Here is a 21098-nt window from a genome sequence, read left to right on the forward strand (position 1 = left end):
GACATCAGCAGAAACAGTCACATTATTGCCTATATCAATAAAATAAGGAAATGACGGTATCCAATCAGGATGCCAATATCCCCCTCCCCATAGCTCTTGAACAGTCCTGATTTCCTGACCAGATCTGCCTTCTCGTGGTTTTTCCAAGTACAGAATACAACTTTAACTTAAGCATCAATAATGTACGTTTATTCATAGATATGTACCTTCAAACTCTTAACGCTTCAGTTTTTGCTCTATAACATCCAAATCTTTCTTAAATACTACAGCGAAAATAACACTGCTAACCAAAACAACAATTACCGTCAACACGTAACCGACATATTCATTAGATATAACTTTTAACAGCTTTGTTTTTTCAAATACTCTAAATAAAACCATGTGGCATAAGTAGATTTCAAAGCTTACGCCACCTATCATTCTCACGAAAGGACCGCTAAAAATACTTTTTCCGTCAATACTCATTGCATATATCAGCACAAATACATCTGTCAACAGTATAGTCAGGGTACTGTGTGAATAAGTATAGTATAGTACTGTCATGACTAAAAAAGCAGCCAATGAGATCCATCTTATACCTCGCAGTTGCATAATACGGTCGCTATAGATATAAACAATACCTCCGGCCATGAAAAAAACAAAACAATAAACAATTGACGTTCGTCCGGCATCAAAGTAGATTATGCATAAGTAATTCATCACAAGTGACACCGCAAATGCAAAACACGCTCTTGTCTTACTGGATATAAGAAAGCAAAAAAAAGGAAACAGTAAGTAAAACGCAAAAACTACTCCCAAAAACCAGCCCACTCCTATAACAGAAATATTGGCATTGGGAATCAATCCAAAGCATAATGTAAGATTTGCAAAAACTTCATATAGTGACTCAAGTGATGGACTTATTGCTAGATCTATGATACACAGAAAAGCAAAAAAAGGCAGGATTTTTTTGTATCTTTTCTTATAAAATGACACAATATCCAATCTTTTATCAATCATTTTTTCATAATAACCGCAGCACATACCAAATGCACTGATTACCATAAACAAGAAGACCACATCCGTCAAAGACGGAATAAAACTTTCAAAAAGAAATCCCTCAAACTGAAAAGGCAGATTTCCGCTTATGTGCATCGCAACGATGCCAATACATGCCACTGCCCTAAGCCCATCTACTGCTTCATATCTTTTTTGCACGATTATAGCCTTTCAATGTCTGATATACCAAGAACAAATAACCACCGGTTTGTATCGGTGGTTATTATGCTTAGTCTTATTTGTTCATCTGTGCTGCAATATCTGCATCGACAATCTCTTCTCCTGTCCTGTCCTTAAGCTGTTCCTTGGATGCCTCAGACAGACCATTGTTAACAACGGCACACATATCGCAAGTGCTACATTTATCGAGTTCTTCCTTAGTCACCTTTCCATCACGAAGGTCGCGAACAATCTTATTCTCATACATGCTGTATTTCTTCTTAGTCCAGAATTTAACCTTATGACGGATTACCCACCACAAAGGTACCCAGATATACTTGTGCATAGCAGGAGAAACCGAACCAATCATCCAGCAGTCTCTGTCGCAGCAGCGCACCTTGGTACGTACCGCTTCTGCCTCCTTTGAGTTCCACAGTTCGTCCCAGGTCTGAGTATTAAGATTTCCCATTACCTCTTTGTCCTTGGTTCCGTTACAAGGCATAACATCCCCGTAAGGATCAATGAAGAATGTGTCAAAAGACATATCGCATGGCAGAAGTCTCTTTTGACCATAAATATAATTGATAAGTCCATGATTAAAATATGCCCTGAACCACTTCTTTGGGCTCTTGCTGGCAAGAAGTTCATTGACAAGATTCTCAAAATTCTGAGCAACCATCGGGCGATCTTTGATGATGTTCTTGGCTTCCACGAAATAGAAGCTATTATGAAGAGATGCTGTAGCAAACTCCATACCCATTTCATCAGAGAGTTTGTAAAGAGGAACTAGATCAGGCGCATTCTTATCCTGAACAGTCATTCCAAATCCTACATCCTTCATTCCCATCTCACGAAGCGTCTTAAGAGTCTGATAACCTCTCTGATATCCGTTCTCAAGACCTCTGATCTCATTATTAGTATTCTCAAGACCTTCTATGGATATACGAATACCAATCTGAGGAAATTCTTTACAAAGATCTACGATTCTATCTGTAAAGAAACCATTTGTAGAAATTACGATTCTATCAGATTTCTTGTAAAGCTCTCTTACAATATCCTTGATATCTGTTCTGATGAAAGGCTCACCACCTGTGATGTTGGTAAAATACATCTTCGGGAGCTTTTTGATTGTTTCAATTGAGATTTCTTCCTCAGGTTTACTGGGGGCTTTATATCTGTTGCACATAGAGCAACGTGCATTACATCTATACGTTACAATTACCGTTCCATTCAATTTCTTCTCCGCCATAATAAACTCCTCGCATTTATGTAGTATATTCTTATTAATAATAGTCTCGCAAGATTATAAACCAAATACCGCCTCTTGACAATGAAAATATAAAAAAACCTCTGTGCTACCTTTAAATGTAACACAGAGGTTTTTAATTATTGCCTCTTAATCTTATCTTTATTTCATACTATAAGTAACTGTGTAGCTGATTGGAATATAACTTCCACTATTGTTCTTAGCCGCTGTATATTCCTGGCTGGAAGATGAAGGTACTATACTGAATCTACACTCTATCGTAGCACCTCTGTGAACAGTCTCCGAATCAGGGATCTGCTGTCCGGCTTTTCTCGAATATGTAACCTGCCCCTTGGAATTCTTTTCTACTAAATCTTTAGCATAATAATACTTTGGCTGATCAACATATTCGTAATCAGTGTTCAGCTTAAGAGTTTTGTCACCATACTCCAAAACAGGAGTGGATTTAAATGAAGTAAACCGTGAGAAAAAGCTATATCTCTTATCAGCGGCGCTGGCCACAACTGTATTCTTACTGAGGACATTCTTTGCCACTGTAAATGTAAGGGCATTGCTTAATGTTCCGCTGTAATTGCCCGCAAACTCAAGAGTAACACCCGCGGTTTTGCCTGCAGCATCATTGTTGGAATATGTAACAGAGTAGTCTTTGTCTTTGACAAGCTCTTTTCCATTAGCAGCAAGCTTGACTATGACACCTGGTGTTGCCTTTCCTCCATCCATAGGCACATTGTTAGGATCAAGCTTACTATCAATAAAGCTTACTGCCACATCAGTTTTATTCACCGGTCTACTGGTTATCTTGATATTCTTAGTCCGTCTTCCCTTTACGCCCCTCTCAGGTTTTCCTTCAAAAATAACGGCTACTGTTCCTATTTCAGCACTGTCGCTCGCTGCTGAGATGGTGTACCTATCAGCTGACACCGCTTCATTATTGGAATCTGTTACAACTGCACCAAGTCTTTTTATTGTCTCCTCATTGTTGACACTGCCATTGTCGTTATATACAAGTACGGGATCTCCATCATAGTAACGTCTTGCATTAGTGACAGTTACAGCCAGCTCTAAAGCCGTAATGGTAATAGGTACTTTAAATTCTCCTTCAACCAGGTTGTATTCCGGTGCATCAGTGGGAACAAGAGTTACATAGTTGTCACCATCTATATTACGATTTACATCAGAATTACTTTCAGCTGGATCTACAACTGTAAAATAATATCCTTCTTCTGAAATTGATGAAGCATCTTTATCATCTACGTACTGAAGTTCCTCTCCTCCTGCACTGACTGTTATACTGCCATTTTTAAACAGGCTTATCACATCGCCGCCGACAGACTGCGGAGTACCGCCACTCTCCCTGTAGGTCTGAGCGGGTACATCACCAGATAGCGCTGCCTCATCAAGATTTACATAATCTTTCTGTGGAATTTCAGGTGGTGCTTCAGGTACTTCTTCATCTTCGAAATCTATTGATTTCTCTAAAATAGGCTCATATTCACTTATGTCATCATTAATTGCAAATGATTCTTCTGATGCAAATCCTTCTGACAATGGCAATGCGGCTTCGGCTATAGGTTCATTCATTGCGATAGGAACATCGTCAAACTGATATCCAGTTTCGTTAAACTTCGCATATAACTTTATTCTTTCTTCCTGCGCCAGTGTTAAGCCTTCATCGAAATCAACTTTTTCTGAATACGATTCATCAAAATACCATCCGTCAAACTCCTTGCTGCCATCAGGAACAACAAGTGCATAATTTACAGATTTCAGAATTTTAACTTCGCCAGGAACAGTAATAGTCATAATTCCACTGCTGACATCATACTCCCAGCTCGATACATCTTCACCAAAGTCCAGACTTGAAATAAGTTTTCCATCGCCCGGAATAAATTCAATATAATATGTGTCATACGTTACTAGTGCTTCCAGTTCTGGATCTAATTCTTCCTCAGATAAGGCATCCTCTTCCGTCTCTTCTTCTGCATCCTCGGAAAGTTCCTCTTCCTCTACAGAATCATCAGCAGCATCTTCTTCCGAATCCGGGATAATAAGAGGTTCATCAGACTTGTTTTCTTCATCAGTTTCCTCGACATCTTCCGTCGTAGGTTCGTCTAAATCAAAAATAATAACATCATCTTCGCCCGCACGTACTGTAATACTGTCTGCACCAGTCGTAGCAACAACCAGTACTCCTGCGATTCCAGCCGCCAAAAGCCTTCTTATGAACATATCTTTTCCTCCTTATCTGGATTAACGGAAACAGAAGGTCACTAAAAAACGTCTACTTACGATGCCCAAAAATGAAAAAATGTGCTTGCAAAATACCATTTGCAAGCACATTAATTGTAACATTATTTCGTTTATGACTTTATTAAGTATGTGTTAAATTTCCATAATATAATAATAACTTAAAGGTTTACACCGTTACCTATATATCTTCATCAGTTTCTCAAGATACTCATCTATCGTATCGAAGTTCAGCTCCTTGCAGGCATCATGCATTTCTTTAGCCTTGGCATCATCCTGCCAGAGGATATGGATCTTATCACATAATTCATCCACATCTCCGCTCTTAAACAGAAGCCCTGTCTTACCGGCTTGTATAAGCTCAGGTATTCCACCTATATCTGCCCCGATAACCGGTGTTCCATAGAGCTGCGACTCCATTACAGAGAATGGGCAGTTCTCATACCACTCTGATGGGTATACGGAAGCTCTGGCTTTGCGGATCAGGTCCGCAAGTTCATCACCGCTTTTAAATCCCACGTTCTTAATATTCTCTACGCTATCAACGAGGCTCTCAAGTGGTCCCTTTCCGGCAAATACAAAGTTAACTTCAGGCATTCTTTTGGCCGCTTCTAACAACGTTCCAATACCTTTCTCCTCAGAAAATCTTCCGAAATACAATATATAATCTTCCTTAGGCACATCGACCCATGGAATTTTATCTATAAAGTTATGTATTGCCACAGTCTTTTTTGCAAAAAGCGGATTGGTGTCCAGCTTTGTCTTCATAAACTCACTGCAGCAAATGAATGTATCGATGTATTTATAAGCCCCGTTCAGCTTCCAGAAAGAAGCCTCGAGGGTTCCGATAAAGCTCTTGGCAGTACTTCCGTGAATGCACTTACCTTTTGTACAGTTTATAAAACTGCCGCCAAGACACTTCTCACAGTTCTCCCGGGTAGCGGGATTATTGCACATATGGTTTGGACAAACCAGCTGATAGTCATGAGCGGTAAATACGATCTTGCACTTATGCTCCGTCTCCTTCCTCCATTTCACAATCTCTAGGATTATGGATGGAGTCAACTGATAATTGAAATTGTTGAGGTGTACAACATCCGGTTTAAAATCATCCAGAACCAGTCTTATCTTCTTGCGAGCTTCTGTAGAATAGATTGTCTTCAGCGGATATGTAAGCTTAGTGAGCTTACTCGCATTGTGGAAATCCATGTCAGAGGTATACGCATTGACCCTGTTGCCGACGCATCTGCCCTCATGCTCCATTCCGAAGTATTCTACTTCATGTCCCCTGGCTGTGAGAGCTTCTCCAAGTTTAAATATGTAGGTCTCTGATCCGCCATTGGGATATAGAAATTTATTTACAAACAATATCTTCATATATTAGTTGCCTTGCCCTTCATAACTCTTTCTTTTATGTGGTAAAAAACAGCTGCCATTACCACTCCTATAAAACTCCCTGCCGTATTTGTAACGAGGTCGCTGATTTCAAACATCCCTCTTCCGGTCACAAGCTGGATACATTCTATACCAAGGCTGGTTAAAGCTCCTGCCATTGTAACGACCAATATCCTTAATACCCTTTTATAACTCCTGAAAATAGGGTAAGCCAGTATCCCAAAGGGAATAAACAAAAGGATATTTAAAAGGCTGAATGTGAGCACCCATGATGAGGGGTGACCTGTTCGGAGTCCAAATCCGAGATTTATGTTAAGGTGGATGATTCCTTCCCTTGATCCAGGCATTCGATTGAATATCGTAATAGAAAACAGCATATTGATGTAGGCCAGTACTAGCATGATATAAATAACTTTCCAGTTAGAGATCCATCCCTTTTTTAGGAACACCCGACCAAGTAATAATATCACAAGCGTTTCCACCACCAGCATTAACAAGTGGTCAACAATATTGATTCCCTCGGTTTCTCTCTTTAATATTTCTGCAAGGTCCTGTATGAATCCGCCATTCATGCTCAAAATCATTCCTAAGCTTTCCACACTTTACACCTGCTCTATCCTCTCAACATTCAAAATCGCGTCGATATACAGCCTTACACTGGCACCGGTAACCTTGTTCCAGTCAAATCTCTTATAGCAGTACTCCATGATTTCGTCCTTGGTATGAAAAGCATCCGGATGGTTTAATGCTTCCTGGAGCTTCATTGCAAGATCATCAACATTGGACTTTTTGAAATACATGGCATAGTCGCGACAAGCCTCTGAATTCTCAGGAATATCGCTTGCAAGGACTTTCCTGCCATAGCTCATGGCCTCCAGAATGCTTATGGGCATACCTTCCACATCACTGGGCAGTACATACAGATAGGTATTACTGTACAGCTCAGCAAGCAGGTTTCCCTGAACAAAGCCTGTCAGGACAACTCTTTTGTCCTTCGCAGCCATTTCTTTTATCTGTTCCACATATTCATCTGAGTGGCTTGTTCCGCCGGCAATGACAAGCTTCATGTCAGTATCTACCTTGGAAAAAGCCTCCAGCAGATATGTAACACCCTTTTCAGGCACCAATCTGCCAAGATACAGCACATACTTTTCCTTTTCAAGGCCGAACTTTTTGGTGATGATATCAGGATCCCTGAACTCTGTCGGATTGACGCCATTTGGGATATAGATGGTATCACGGTTGTAAGTGTCCTTAAAGTACTGCTGGACATTGGTGGAAAGAACTATAACCTCATCCGCATAAAGTGCCGCAATTTTCTCGCCCAGCTTTATCACCTTTGTAGCAAGGCCTCCCCACTTGGATCTCTGCCAGTCAAGACCATGAATTGTGGCAACTGTCCTGATTCCAAAGAAATGGGGTATCATCAGCATCATGCATGGACCCTCGGCGTGGTAATGTATAACATCGTAATTACCAACCAGCGCATAAAGTGTGGCAACAAAAGAAGAAACTAAAGCATTCATTGCCTTATTCTGCGGGGTAGGTACGTTTACTATTCTGATACCTTTGTATTTTTTTAGTTTGTGAGCCTCCAGGTCAGCATTCTTGTCGGATACGTGCTTTCCTTTTCTGTTGTAGACGGTAACTGAATGTCCCATATGCACAAGACGGGTCGACAGTTCCTCAACCACGACCTCTATTCCGCCTTCCCTGGATGGAATCCTCTTATGCCCTATCATTGCTATCTTCATGATACGTAACCCTTACTGCTTAATACGCGTTCTTGTGTATAAAAATCTCTGCTACTGTTTTCAGAATAATCTTGAAGTCAAGCCACAGCGACCACTCATCGATGTATTTGGTATCCATTTCCACCACTTCGTTAAAGTCTGTGATGCTGCTTCTTCCGCTTATCTGCCACATTCCGGTAATACCGGGCTTGATGCTTATCCTCCTCCACTGCTTAGTGGAATACTTGGCAACCTCATCTATTGTCGGGGGTCTTGTACCCACAACACTCATAGATCCAAACAGTACGTTAAAAAACTGTGGCAGCTCATCGATGCTGGTCTTACGGATGAACTTTCCGACCCTTGTAACTCGCGGATCATCCTTCATCTTGAACATCATGCCGTCCTCGATCTCATTAAACTCCATAAGTGAGGATTTCAACTCATCGGCGTTCTGGTACATGCTCCTGAACTTCCACATCTTAAAGTGCCTTCCGTTCTTGCCCACGCGAACCTGCTTAAAGAACACCGGCCCCTTGGAGTCAATCTTAATAGCTATTGCCGTTATAAGCATGATAGGAGAAGTCAAAACAATAGCTACAAATGCAAAGCATATATCAAAGAGTCTTTTGAATACTCTCTCGTAAGTGTTCATGGTAACAGTGTGAAATGTCGTCACGGGGTATGTTCCTATGCTGCTGACATAGGAAAATGACTTACGCCTTTTGAAGGTATCCACAATAACACGGCAGGTTACCCCCATCTCAATACAGAGATCCACATACTTCTGCAGGTTGTTGATATCCATATCCCTCTTCTGTAACATGTAGACCTGATCGATATTGTATTTTCTGATGAGTTTCTCAAGGTCTGAGAGCTTGCCAATGTATTCCAGCGAATCGTCATTATCATCATAGCTCACATAGCCAATCTCGTTGATGATGATAGATGTTTTTTTAAGGAAATATCTGAACTTGTTGTAGGAATCCTTACTACCAACATAAAGCACCCTGGAAATGTACTTACGCATGATGATCCTGTCCAATATCCTCTCAAAGAACAGAATTTCCAGAATCATAACTTCATAGGTAACTAAACAGAGTCCCCTCATGAATTCTACATTAAACTCTATATAAGAGGCCTTCAAAAAGATTACCGCTGCACAGCATACTGCAAGTGCGAAGGAAACGGACTCCCTCTTTACGATTCTATCCAGATAAAAGAAAATGGTTGAATTATAAATATTTAGTGTCCTGTTACATAATAGGAAAATAATAATCGATACAATGTATACCGTTGCAAAGGCTCCCCACTCATGAGCGGTATAAATCCCTCTGCCCCACACATTGTAAGAAATAATGAACGATATGACGTGGACAAATATATCCAAAACAACATGTACTATATCAAAAGAAGCCCCACTATTTGAGCGATTCATAACATTTTCTCCACACAAGTCAACACTATGTTAACATATTATCAATATCACCCGACATTACAGTCTATGAATTATAACACACATTCTTTTAAAAATAAACACCGGAGTTTATAATTAGTTTATAATTAATTCAAAACTTAATGTTTAAAATGAAACTTTTTTTCGAAAACTAGTATCGCGAATATGATGCTCCATTTAAAGAAAATCCGGAAAAGCAAAAAATCTACCGGTCATGATGGAGAAAATTTTGAAGAATATGTGCTCATGAAGTGATATGATAAGTACGCGGTTTTGTTTTCGTTTGTAAAAAGTGAGTCAAACAGAAACGTCTCATTGACTACGGATTTGTAAAATTATTGCGGGAGCATTTTAATATAATGGAAAAAATATATATTCCTCATGCCGAGGTTCCGGTAGTTGAGCATTGTAATCTTAATTGTGATCTGTGTAACTGTCATGCTAATCTAATAGATAAGAGTTATTATCCATTAGAACAGTTCATAAAGGATATAGACAACTTATCCAAACATGTTCACTTTGGGTTTATGACATTTATGGGGGGAGAGCCATTATTATGCGAGAACCTGGATAAGTATATTTCGTACGCAAGAGATAAGAAGATGGCCGAAATATATAGAGTGTTATCGAACGGCTTACTATATAAAAGATTATCACCTCAATTAATGGATACAATTGATGTTTTGGAAATATCGCATTATCCGGAAATGAAAGATTCGGTAAAGGTGATTTCTGATTATTTAAAACCGTTGTCGAAAAAGCATAACTTTACTTATTATATCAAATCTATAGGTTATTTTAATGAAATTGACACCATAAGTATATCCGAAGGTGAAGCACAGCAAGGATATCATAATTGCAGAAGAATAGTAGATGGTTGCTGTATTTTTAATGGATATTATTATAAATGTATGCGACCAAAAACAACTAACCTTTATCTTGAGAAGAGGCATGGTATAAAACTAGACAAGGATTTGCGAATAACGGATGGAGTAAAGATATCTGCGGATGATTTTCGGAGCAGACTTGAGGCCTATATATCTGATACTAAAATGATGGATTCCTGCAAATATTGCTTGATGGGCTTGGAACATGATGAATCATTTGTAACAAGAATGAAACATCTGGCATTGCAAAGGCCTTATTTGATAAGAACATTTTATAAAAACCACATATTATACCACTCATTTAAAAAGATAAAGAGTCTGGTACAATTTGATGAGGGAGCGCATTCATCTGATAAAGGAATAATTACAACAAGCATTCACACCGTTGGGAAAAAGTATTAGAAAAATGATTCTCAGCCGACAATCACTTTATTCCTTCCGTTTTCCTTGGCCACGTAGAGCCTCTCATCAGCTTTCTGCACGAACTTATCCATGCTCAGGCCCTCTTCGTAGGCTGCTGCGCCTATGGATACGCTTGCCCTGATAGTCTCTCCTCCGGATGTAAGCTGGAGGGCTTCAACGGTCATCCTCAGATCCTCCAGCATCTCTCCGAACTCTTCATAGGAAATTGTCTCGGGAGATATCAAAAGAAATTCTTCTCCGCCCCATCTTCCGTAGATAAGGCCTTTGTCACGATACTTTTTGAAGCATTCGGTAATGCTCTTAAGGACGCTGTCGCCCGTCAGATGTCCGTAAGTATCATTGATCTGCTTAAAATGATCGACATCCAAGATGGCAACTGAGAGATTTCCTTCTTTGACGTCACCTTTTCTTAGAATTTCCGCCTCAAGGATACCCTGTATCTTGTTTCTGTTGAAGATTCCCGTAAGCGAGTCATGTTCGGCCACATACGTCATCTCTTCATTCTTCATAGCCATTCTCTGGTTATAGATCGAGGTGTAGATCATAATGGAGATAAAACCAAGAGCTGCATTTATGTAGTAAAGTATTTCCGCCAAGTTCTCATCAACATTATATTTTGTAGGTAAGTATCCGTGTTTTCCAAGGAAAACAAGAATCTCGAAGCCCAGCACTATAGTAATTGCATAAACTCCAATCTGCTTTTTGGGCCTTTTACTCAGATTTGGGATAAAGAAAGGAAGAAATATACTGGAGAATGTACCAAAGAGCCACAGATGATATCCACATTTAATCCCAAGGAAAATACTGGCAAAAATCACATGCAAAAAGATCTCTGCCTCCATTATCCATACAGTCATCAGATGTCTTCTCTTAGATATCAAAAACGCGCTGACAACATACGACAGAAAGCTGAAAATGTTGATAATGATCATTGGAGTGCAGCCAATCCAGATATAGAAGAACTCCATCAAAAAATGCGTAACTCCAAGAGAAACAGCCACCACCATGTACTGACTGTTATCCAGATAATCACCATTGGATATTTCTTTATAAGTTCTGTCCCTTAAAGTCTCTTCTCCCATGTACCCACCTTTATATTTTTCCACACCTCAATTGTACGTTATCCGGACAGGAATGAATGTTAAAAAATAATTAAATATTCGTCTGGCCGATAGCCCTTGCGAAACACAGCATTTTCTCCTATAATAGGTAAGTCGGCATCAAAAATGTCAATCGAGGCGTGGCTCAGTTTGGTAGAGCGCTGCGTTCGGGACGCAGAGGCCGCAAGTTCGAATCTTGTCGCCTCGACGAAAAAACCAGCCTACTTATGTAGACTGGTTTTTATTATGCCTAAATTATTCTTCTGTTGCTTCAACTGAAGGCTCGGCCTCTTCTGCAGGAACATCTTCCTCTACAGGAGTCTCCTCTGCAGCATGCTCTGTGGAAGTTTCCTCTTCCTTCTTCTCTTCCTCAGGCTTCTTAACCGTATCGGTAAGGTCCTCTAAAAGAATGGTCATCATATCCTCTTCGCTGGGCTCTGCCATAGCAGCGATCCTTCTAGCCTGATTTGTAATGATCTCCTCAAAGAGATTTCTTACTTCCCTGGCATTGGCGAAATTGTCGATATTCTCGATCTTCCTTGCTGTGATAAGAGCTCTGATCTGGTGCTTAACATCCTCAGGTACGATGTAGTCGTACTTCTTGCAGTTCATGTTGAAGATCTCTTCAAGCTCATCAATGTTATAATCCGGGAACTCGATGTACTTGTTAAACCTGGACTTTAAGCCCGGGTTAGAGTCAATGAACTTCTTCATAGGCTCTGTATATCCGGCTACGATAACAACAAAGTCGTCTCTGTTGTCCTCCATGGCCTTGAGGATAGTATCAATAGCCTCCTGACCGAAAGCATCATCCTTCTGTGCAAGGGCATAAGCCTCATCGATGAAAAGAACTCCTCCCTTAGCCTTGGCGATCTGCTCCTGGGTCTTTATCGCTGTCTGTCCGACATAACCGGCAACAAGTCCCGAACGGTCAACCTCAACGAGCTGTCCCTTTGAAAGGACGCCGATCTGCTTGTAGATCTGAGCAATGATCCTGGCTACAGTTGTCTTACCTGTTCCGGGATTACCTGTGAATACCAGGTGGAGTGAAACGGGAACTGACTTAAGTCCCTGCTCCTGCCTTGCCTTCTGAACTTTAACAAAAGCCGTAAGCTCTTTTACATCATCCTTGATTGTAGTAAGGCCGATGAGCTTATCGAGGGTCTCCATAGGATCCTCTTCAGGCTCCTTGGGCTCTTCGGGCTCGGCGGGCTTTACATTATTATCTTTTGCAAAAAGAGCTTTCGCCTCCTCTAAGGCGTCATTGGCATTGGTAATTGCATCCTGTCCCTGAGCTTTCGCCTCGTCGGCCCTCTTCTTATCTTCAGGGGGAATGTATACGCTGCCGTTCTTAGGGCCTTCACTCTTTGGCTCAAAACTCGGAGTCTCCGGCTTTGAACCCGTTCCTGCTGCAGAGAAAAAGTCTCCGTACAGGCTTCCCAAAAGGTCCTTCTGCATATTTGTAATTTTCTTGAGTGTTTCTAATTCTTTATCTCTTTCCATATCAATCGTTCAAAAACCAACCTTTTCTTGACAGGAAAGTTCTTGTTGTTACAAGGGCGTTTACGTCCTGTCCTATAATCTGTGATGCCTGAGCTTTAACAGCTGCGGCGTTTGCTGTACCAAGATTCTTGTATGCGTCATAAGACATCTTCTTGCTGCCGTCAAGGTTCTTAAGACCCTGAGCGATGTGGCTCTCCATCTCGTGCGCATCATCTGTCTCTCTAAAGAGAATAAAGCTTGAGATGTAAGGATTGTTCTCAGCCATTGTGTAGGCATATACGATAGATGCCAGCTGAGCATCCTCACCAAAGCTTGATGTGTAGCCGATCTCTGAAAGAGAGATGTTTCTAACCGCTCCGGCAGGATTGAGGTAAGATGCCTGGCACATGTAATCTGTAAGGATATAAATGTTCTCCATTGTGATATATGGAGTTGCAAGTGTTGTATTTACATACTGTGACTGCTGCTTCCAAGCGTATGGATCAAAGAGCGGTGCGTTGTAAGGGTGAACTGAAAGTGACCAGTCGATGTTACCCTCACGGTTCATGTAGTAGTTGAATCTGTCCATATACTCCTTTGAAAGGAAGCATCCTGGATTTGACTTTCTGTTCCACTCCTGATCAAAGGATGTGTAAACTCTTGCATTGGCATTTACAGACTTGATCTCGTTGTAGAAGATACGGAAAGCCTTAACATACTCGCTGACATTGAGCTCGATGTTTGTTGAGTTAAGGTAATACCACTCTGTTCTTGCGTTTACTTCGTTTCCGATTACCCAGTTATCAACGGTTCCGTATGCACCACCTGAATATCTCTGAGCAAGGAAAGCTGCGATAGCCTTAAGGTGCTGTGTGCCGCCGTCCTCCTTGGTATTCATGGCATATCCGGGACAAACATGGGCATCTCTTGAAAGAGGATGGATAAGATCTGCGCCGGCTGCTGTCTTGTTGTTAAGAATAGTCATGGTGAGCTGGAAGCCATTGGCATGACACCAGCGAACAAATCCGTCATACTGTGCAAGAGCTGCACCGTTAAACTGATAATCAACTCCGTTATATGAGAAAGGAATTACATTTGATCCATCCCCGGGGCCTACGATATCACCCATGTAAAGGTTGTAGACCATCTGAGCAACTCCAAGATCCTTGAATGTTGCTGCATCTGCGCTGTTGGGAAGGATACCCTTCATACCGTGGTCATTTCTTGCTACGGTCTTGGTAGCCTTAGCCTCAGGGTTTGTGATGTAGTGCTCGTCACTTACCTGAACCATTGAGCCGCTCTTTACAGCTACAAGGAACTTCTTTGAAAGATTAGATTCTGCAGTGTAATGATTGAGCGGGAAAGTAAATGTCGCATTGGTTCCTGCTGCTGTCTCGGCAACGATCTTGCCAACACAGCCGTCCTGATAAACCTCATCAGCATATAGATAGAACTTTCCGTCTGATGAAGAAGGAACAGAACTGCATGAAACATTTACAACAACGTTGTCCCCCTGAATTGTGCAGGATGTAATGCTTACCGGTCTTCCGGCTGCCTCAGCCACAGCTCCGCTGTGATCTGAAACAACTGCTGCACTCTTTGCAGAAGCGATCATAGTCACAGCCACCATTGCTCCGGCAAAGATCCTTTTCATTAAATTCATTTTTTTCACAACAAACCTCCAACTTGATCCACTTATGCGTTCATGATCGCATCCGTGAAATTATTGAGTGCCTCTGCATCCGATGAATGAAGCGCACTCTTGATGGTTAATACATTTTCAAGAACGGTTACGTTCTTAAGGCCTGAAAGCTTCTCACTCATGAGCTTTCCGGTAACCGGCGCCCAGGTGCCGTTCTGAGCAAGGGCAAATACCCTGTTCTGAACACCAAGTGCTGCCATATCGTTTATGAAGTTCTCCATTGGAGGATATACCCCGTTATTGTAGGTAGGGCACATAAGGACGATCTTCCTGCAGCGCCATACTTCCCCGATGAGGTATGAGACATCCGTTCCGGAGACGTCATAAACCTTAACGCCTTTGACACCCTTATCACGGAGAGATGCAGCCACTGCCTCAGCAGCGCTGGCTGTATGTCCGTAGAGACTGCCATATACTACTATAACACTATCTTCCTCAGATTCATAGGTGCTCCATTTCTGATATTTACCAAGGAGCACATCTAGGTCTTTTCTCCATACGGGTCCGTGCAGAGGCAGGAGCATCTGAATGTCCAGTCCTGCTGCCTTTTTAAGGGCTGCCTGTACCTGAGGGCCATACTTTCCAACTATATTAGCATAATATCTTCTGGCTGAGGCAAGAAAATCTTTTTCAAAGTCAAATTCATCCGCGAATATTCCGCCGTCAAGCGCTCCGAAGGTACCGAAGGCATCAGCGGATAAAAGAGCTTTATTCTTATCATCATAAGCAAATAAAACTTCAGGCCAGTGAACCATGGGCGCTGCCACGAAGCTGAAGGTATGAGCTCCGGTTGAGAGCGTATCTCCCTCCTTGACCTCGAGCTTATTAAAGCCCTGTGCCTGTGGGAAGAACTGCTGCATAAATGTAAAGGTCTGTTTACCGCCAACTACCGTAACTTCAGGGAAAAGAGCTACCACCTTATCTATAAGTGAGCAATGATCCGGCTCCATATGGAGCACTATAAGATAGTCAAGCTTCCTGTCCCCAAGTGCCTCCTTTAAATTCTCAATGTACTGATCAGCCACGGTGATATCGGCAGTATCAAACACTGCTGTCTTCTCATCATCTATAAAATAGCTGTTATAGGAAACGCCTTCCGGTATTGGAAAGATGTTCTCAAATCTCTCAAGCCGTCTGTCACTCCCTCCGATCCAGAAAATTCCGTCTGCTACCTTTTTGATTCCCTTCATGTCAAATAACTCCTCTCTGCTGTTTTATTTTTTAAATTCACTGATTGTCTTTTCAACAACCTTTATATCAATAGGCTTTGTAACATGAGCGTTCATGCCGGCGTCAAAGGCCTGTTGAACGTCATCGGCATAGGCATTTGCAGTCATGGCGATAATAGGTATGGTCTGTGCCCAGTCGGTTCCAAGAGCTCTGATGGCCGCAGCTGCCTCATAACCGTTCATGACAGGCATCTGAATATCCATAAGTATCATATCATAGTCGCCTTCATTTGCGGCTTTGAACATTTCAACAACTTCCTGTCCATTGACGCCTCTTGTCACGCTTGCCCCGTACATATCCATAAGCTCGATCAGGATGTCCGCATTGATATCGTTATCCTCCGCAGCCAGGAACTTCATGCCCTCAAGAGGGTTCTTAGGTTCTTCTGCCGCGGATGTTTCTATCTTGGTGATCTCGTCTATGGTAGTCCTTAAGTTATACGGCAATACCGGCTTTTGCATAACCTCATTGCAGCCGGCTTCTCTGAGAGCATCCTCATTTTTCTCAAAGAACTCGGTAACTGCAAGGATTACGCTGTGATGGCTCTTATCTTTCTTTCTGATATTTCTTATTACCTCAGCCGGCTCCATGTCATCATAGTTTTCATCTACAATTATAAGATCGTAAGCCTTGCCTTTTGCCGCCATTTCCTCCACCAGCTTCAGGGCTTCATATCCGCCTGTGGCCACTGTGGAATCCATCTGGTCTTTTTTGTATTTTTCCTTATAAACCTTATCATCCGTCAAGCTTCCATTGACAGTAAGAAGCGTGTGCATTCCATGGGCTTTCCAGAAATCCACATTCCCGGTCTCTACCGCCTTAAGTCGCAGATTTACAATAAATGTACTTCCCTTGCCTTCTTCCGACTCAACCCTTATAGTTCCGCCCATAAGCTCTACAAGGCTCTTTGTTATGGCCATTCCAAGTCCTGTTCCCTGGATGGTCTTGGTTGCGCCTTTTTCTTCTCTCGAGAAGGCATCAAAGATCTTATCCTTATACTCCGGCTTCATTCCGATTCCGTTGTCAGCAACAACAAACTTCACATTCTGGAAGCCTTCTGAAGAAGAATCGGACTCAGAAATGGTAAAGTCGATCTTTCCTCCCTCAGGAGTATACTTGACAGCATTTCCAAGGATATTCATGAGTATCTCATTGACTCTCTGCTTGTCCGCCATGAAAACGTCATGTTGCATGTTTTCAATCTTCACAGTATAAGTCTGATCCTTGGCCTTTGCCTGGAAACCAATGACAGAGTTGATCTCCTCAAGAAGCAGTCCTATAGCCATCTCCTGGATATCCAGCGTTGTCTTGCCCGACTCGATTTTACTCATATCAAGGACATCATTAAGAAGCGATAGCAGATTGTGCGATGCAAGTGAAATCTTGTGAGTATACTCTTTTACCTTATCCGGCTCGTCTGCATGCTTATCGATCAGCAGATTAAAGCCGGTAATGGCATTCATAGGTGTCCTGAAGTCATGGGACATGTTAGCAAGGAAGCTGGTCTTTGCCTTATTTGCCGTCTCTGCAGCACTAAGAGCCTCCTGAAGCTGATGATTGCGTCTGAACTCCTGAGTTCTGTCATAGAGCGCAACAGCCATTCTCTTTCCGCCGTCATCAATGGTGCAGACGATGATTCCACGATAGTAGAGATGCTCGTTTGTCTTTACATTCTTAAGCCTTATCTCCTCAAATACCTGAGTGTCGCCGGTCTTTCTTGCATTCTCAATAGCCTCGTCAATCCTCTTGTCCTTGCCATCGCCCTTTCTCTGAGCCTGATTGAGGCTTCTAATATCTGCTTTCAGCTCGTCTGCCGGAATACCAAGTACGGCCTCGGCATTGGCTGTGATAAAGCTCGCCTCATACCCGTCTCCGCTTATAACTGCCAGGATATCATTGTTCTTTTCAACCACGAAATCAAAGAGCCACTCTCTGTAATGAATATCATTGTCTTTGAGCATGAGCTGCTCTTTGTTCATCCTGTCGATCTCCTTAACCATCTTGTTCAGGGTATCCGCCATGGATTCCATTGACTCGGAGAGCTGTCCTATCTCATCATTGTGGTTATCCGGATTCTTGACGTCAAAATGTCCCTTCTCAATCTCATGGGCCATATCATTGATGGCACCAAGCCTCTTACTGAAGCGATCCGCAAACAGCTGGCCGAATACAAATGCCGCCAAAAAGAGCACCACTGCAATTACGATGACTGACAGGAGTATGCTGTATACGTCAGCTGTGATCTCGTTTCTGTCTACATAGTAATAGAGTGTCCAGCCATTTGCCGTACCTTGAGATTCTGCAATAAAGTATTCACCGGTTGAGTGAAACTCCTCAACTTCTCCGTCTCTTATATCGCTCAGGATCCTCTCTTCAAGGGCTGTATCATCAATTTTTCTGTGATTGACGGTCTTTCCGTTGGAGTCCAGGATTATGATTCCGTTATTGAGGTAACCGGTCTTGTTTACTATGGAAAAGAACTCGCTGTCTTTTACCTTAAGCGCGATCATTCCTATGCGCTTTGAGGATGTCGGGGAGTCCAGCAGCGCTTTAATAAGATATACTCCTCCGTCATCGTCAACATCCCAAAAAGCGCTGTATTCCTCACTTGTCTCCTGATACCACTGCAGCTGTTTGTCGGTGGTGGGCTTTAGAAGGAAGTCCCCCATATGCTCGCCGTCTATGAGATCCGAATATATGATTATGGACTCAATATTTGTGTCGCTGCTCAGGTAATACCAGATAAGGGGCTCGATCTCATCATTGAGCTCCTCTGTCAGGGTATACGGATCATTTTTTACTCTCTCCAGCGCTTTTCTGAATTCGTCTTCATAGGAAAAGAACTTTACGACGTCATTTTCTTTTTTGACACCGTTCTCAATACCGTGTGAGATAACATCCACGTTTCCTATCATGGCGATCTTAGTCTGCTCGATCAGGTTATTTCTGGCAACAATATAAGAATAGCTTCCCAGCAATAAGATGGGAACTATGATCAGCACAGCAAATACCCGGATAAGGGTTTTCCTTATGCTGCTCGCGTATCCGAACCTTCCAATCCTTCCAATCCTTCTCATTCTTTAGCCGCTCCTTACTTATCACTCGTGGAGTATCTCATATACAAGCTTATCTACGTTGGCAAGCGCCTCATCCAGCGTCTCTCTCTTTAGAAGCACTTTCTGAAGTTCTCTTCCGTAGGTATAGTGCACTCTTCTGTTTAAGTCCTTTCCCCAGTCCATCCAGGGAGTAAACACCAGTCCCTTTTTGTAGCAGACTTCAATCCCTTTATATGCCTCATCTACGTTAAAAGCGTACCCTTCCAGATATGTCTGGCTTCCGGGTCTGTCCTTCCAGAGAGCTTCCTGGCCTTTAACTCTTGAAAGAGAAGCCAGCACTTCTTTTGCCTTGTCATAGTTCAGGGCGTTTGAATTGAGCGCAAATCCCAGGTCACATCCACCTATTATCGCCATTCCCACTCCGTCCGTTCCGTAATAGGGCATCGTTCCGATATTCATATCAGGCCTTGCTTCCTTGATGGCAAGAAACGTCTCAGGGGTTCCGACTATCATGGCTGCCTTTTCACTTACAAATTCTTCGACAGCTCTTTTCCCGTCAATGGTGTACATTTCAGGGGTGAGGACCTTGTGCTCAAGAAGTGTCTCCCAGTCCTTCATGTAGGGACGAAGTTCTTCCGAAAAAGATGTTCTTCCGTACTGTAGTCTTCCTCCAAAGCCACTTCCTCTGTCGGTGGAGAAGTAATTTGCTGCAAGAACTCCCATGGCGCTGTTGGCAAAGCTGTAAGGATCCTTAAGGCTCGCTGCCAGTGGTCTTATCTTTCTCACTACTCTGAAGTAGTCACAGGCTCCTATGAATGTGGCAAAATCCGTTGGAACACTTGCTCCTTTTGCGCTGAACATGTCCTTGTTGTAAAAGATACATTCCAGCTCCGAGGTGTTCGGAACTGCATAAACTGCATTTCCGTAGCCAAAAGCTATCTTTGCCTCTTTGTTAAACTTCTCGGTTATGTCGCTAAGGTTGGCAATATAGCCGGTAATGGCGTGCTTTTCAGCCATCTCCTGGTTGACGTAAATAATATCCGGAGCTCCCTTGTAAGAAAGCTTCGCATCCATAATGGGCTCGTAATTGCTCTTCCCGATATATTCAAATTCAAAATTGTAATTTGGAAATTCTTCGGCCAGATATGCCTTAAGATTAGTTAGATTGTCCTCGGTGTACCAGGTACCGATCCTGATTGTCAGATCTTCTTCTCTTCCTGATTCCGGGGCAGACTCCATCCCTTTAAGTACGTGGGTTTCAGGGATTTCCGCAGCAAAAGACAGGTTCGCCCCGGCAACATTTATACCACTGAGCGCACCTGTCAGAACAGCTACTGAGGAAAAAATACTTACAAAGATCTTTCTTAGCTTCCTGCCCTTCATATGTACCTCATAAGAATAGCCTTACTTAGCCATCACCTGATCATGATCTTCTTGATTTCCCCAACATAGACGATATAATATTCTCCATCTTTTTCATATTCATCCGCCAGACTCTTATCTACAAAACCATCCTCCCTAAAGTCCTTTTTGTAGAGTACTCTTGCTGTTATGACATTGTCGGCCTCGTCAATAAAAGGTATCCCGTCATCGTAGTTAACTGTCAGACGGGCACCGGCAATCTTATCCTCTAATCTTCCGGAAACGGCCTCAAGATACTTAAAGGCCCCTCTAAATTCCTGCTGATTAAGAAAGCTCAGTGAAAACTCACCGGCTTCATCAAGGAGTTCCCTGGTATATCTCTTACCACGAAGGAAAATATAAACAACTCTCTTATCAAAGAGATAACCTGCGCCACCCCATTTGGCCGTGGTTGTGTTTACCTTGCCTCCGCTTCCTGCTGTAACAAGAAATTTGGTACCGTCAAAAGTATACGCTCCCTGCTCAATATCGACAGGATCAACTGGCTGAAAAACGTGCATG

General features: G+C 42.3%; 15 protein-coding genes and 1 tRNA gene. 2 read left to right on the forward strand and 14 right to left on the reverse strand.

Annotated elements, in window-relative coordinates; translation table 11 throughout:
- Positions 1 to 216: 216 nt before the first annotated feature.
- From G632_RS0104910 to G632_RS0104940, 7 genes are all read right to left on the reverse strand, one after another.
- Positions 217 to 1197, reverse strand: coding sequence for an acyltransferase family protein (locus tag G632_RS0104910; protein WP_022767916.1), 981 nt, complete (start codon positions 1195 to 1197; stop codon positions 217 to 219).
- A 76-nt stretch (positions 1198 to 1273) separates the two neighbouring features.
- Positions 1274 to 2446: a radical SAM protein gene (locus G632_RS0104915; RefSeq protein WP_022767917.1), complete on the reverse strand. Its 1173-nt coding sequence runs from the start codon at positions 2444 to 2446 to the stop codon at positions 1274 to 1276.
- 159 nt (positions 2447 to 2605) lie between these two features.
- Entirely contained in the window at positions 2606 to 4693 is a 2088-nt protein-coding gene (locus G632_RS0104920; protein ID WP_022767918.1) for an InlB B-repeat-containing protein, read from the reverse strand.
- A gap of 195 nt (positions 4694 to 4888) precedes the next feature.
- Positions 4889 to 6088 (reverse strand): glycosyltransferase, encoded by a 1200-nt coding sequence (locus G632_RS0104925; RefSeq protein ID WP_022767919.1) that lies wholly within the window; start codon positions 6086 to 6088, stop codon positions 4889 to 4891.
- Positions 6085 to 6705 carry a VanZ family protein gene (locus tag G632_RS20960; RefSeq protein WP_155828839.1) on the reverse strand — a complete coding sequence of 207 codons (621 nt, stop codon included), beginning with the start codon at positions 6703 to 6705 and terminating at the stop codon, positions 6085 to 6087. The genes G632_RS0104925 and G632_RS20960 overlap by 4 nt, the downstream gene beginning before the upstream one ends.
- Before the next feature lie 3 nt (positions 6706 to 6708).
- A complete protein-coding gene (locus G632_RS18865) occupies positions 6709 to 7860 on the reverse strand; it encodes a glycosyltransferase family 4 protein (protein WP_022767921.1) in 1152 nt (383 codons plus the stop codon).
- Positions 7861 to 7879: 19 nt separating this feature from the next.
- Positions 7880 to 9277 carry a sugar transferase gene (locus G632_RS0104940; protein ID WP_022767922.1) on the reverse strand — a complete coding sequence of 466 codons (1398 nt, stop codon included), beginning with the start codon at positions 9275 to 9277 and terminating at the stop codon, positions 7880 to 7882.
- Between the two features lie 377 nt (positions 9278 to 9654).
- Between G632_RS0104940 and G632_RS0104945 the strand changes: the two genes are divergently transcribed.
- On the forward strand, positions 9655 to 10584 hold the full coding sequence (locus G632_RS0104945; RefSeq protein ID WP_022767923.1) for a radical SAM protein: 930 nt from the start codon (positions 9655 to 9657) through the stop codon (positions 10582 to 10584).
- An 11-nt stretch (positions 10585 to 10595) separates the two neighbouring features.
- Here G632_RS0104945 and G632_RS20965 read toward each other — a convergent pair whose 3' ends face one another.
- Complete coding sequence (locus G632_RS20965; RefSeq protein ID WP_022767924.1) at positions 10596 to 11687, reverse strand: GGDEF domain-containing protein; 1092 nt, start codon at positions 11685 to 11687, stop codon at positions 10596 to 10598.
- A 152-nt stretch (positions 11688 to 11839) separates the two neighbouring features.
- Between G632_RS20965 and G632_RS0104955 the strand changes: the two genes are divergently transcribed.
- Positions 11840 to 11913: transfer RNA gene (locus G632_RS0104955), tRNA-Pro, on the forward strand.
- Positions 11914 to 11960: 47 nt separating this feature from the next.
- On the opposite strand, the gene G632_RS18875 is transcribed toward G632_RS0104955, so the two are convergent.
- From G632_RS18875 to G632_RS0104985, 6 genes are read right to left on the reverse strand one after another with little or no spacing between them, the layout of a single operon-like run.
- Complete coding sequence (locus tag G632_RS18875) at positions 11961 to 13208, reverse strand: AAA family ATPase (protein WP_022767925.1); 1248 nt, start codon at positions 13206 to 13208, stop codon at positions 11961 to 11963.
- 1 nt (position 13209) lies between these two features.
- Positions 13210 to 14850, reverse strand: coding sequence for a DUF5722 domain-containing protein (locus tag G632_RS0104965; RefSeq protein WP_242826708.1), 1641 nt, complete (start codon positions 14848 to 14850; stop codon positions 13210 to 13212).
- Positions 14851 to 14882: 32 nt separating this feature from the next.
- Positions 14883 to 16079 carry an FprA family A-type flavoprotein gene (locus G632_RS0104970; RefSeq protein WP_022767927.1) on the reverse strand — a complete coding sequence of 399 codons (1197 nt, stop codon included), beginning with the start codon at positions 16077 to 16079 and terminating at the stop codon, positions 14883 to 14885.
- A gap of 24 nt (positions 16080 to 16103) precedes the next feature.
- The gene (locus G632_RS20970) at positions 16104 to 19196 is read right to left on the reverse strand and encodes an ATP-binding protein (protein ID WP_022767928.1); all 3093 of its coding nucleotides are present in this window, start codon (positions 19194 to 19196) and stop codon (positions 16104 to 16106) included.
- 21 nt (positions 19197 to 19217) lie between these two features.
- A complete protein-coding gene (locus G632_RS0104980) occupies positions 19218 to 20558 on the reverse strand; it encodes an ABC transporter substrate-binding protein (RefSeq protein WP_022767929.1) in 1341 nt (446 codons plus the stop codon).
- A 32-nt stretch (positions 20559 to 20590) separates the two neighbouring features.
- A complete protein-coding gene (locus tag G632_RS0104985; RefSeq protein WP_022767930.1) occupies positions 20591 to 21097 on the reverse strand; it encodes a flavin reductase in 507 nt (168 codons plus the stop codon).
- Position 21098 lies beyond the last annotated feature (1 nt).

The sequence above is a fragment of the Butyrivibrio sp. NC2007 genome, assembly GCF_000421405.1.
Taxonomy (GTDB): domain Bacteria; phylum Bacillota; class Clostridia; order Lachnospirales; family Lachnospiraceae; genus Butyrivibrio.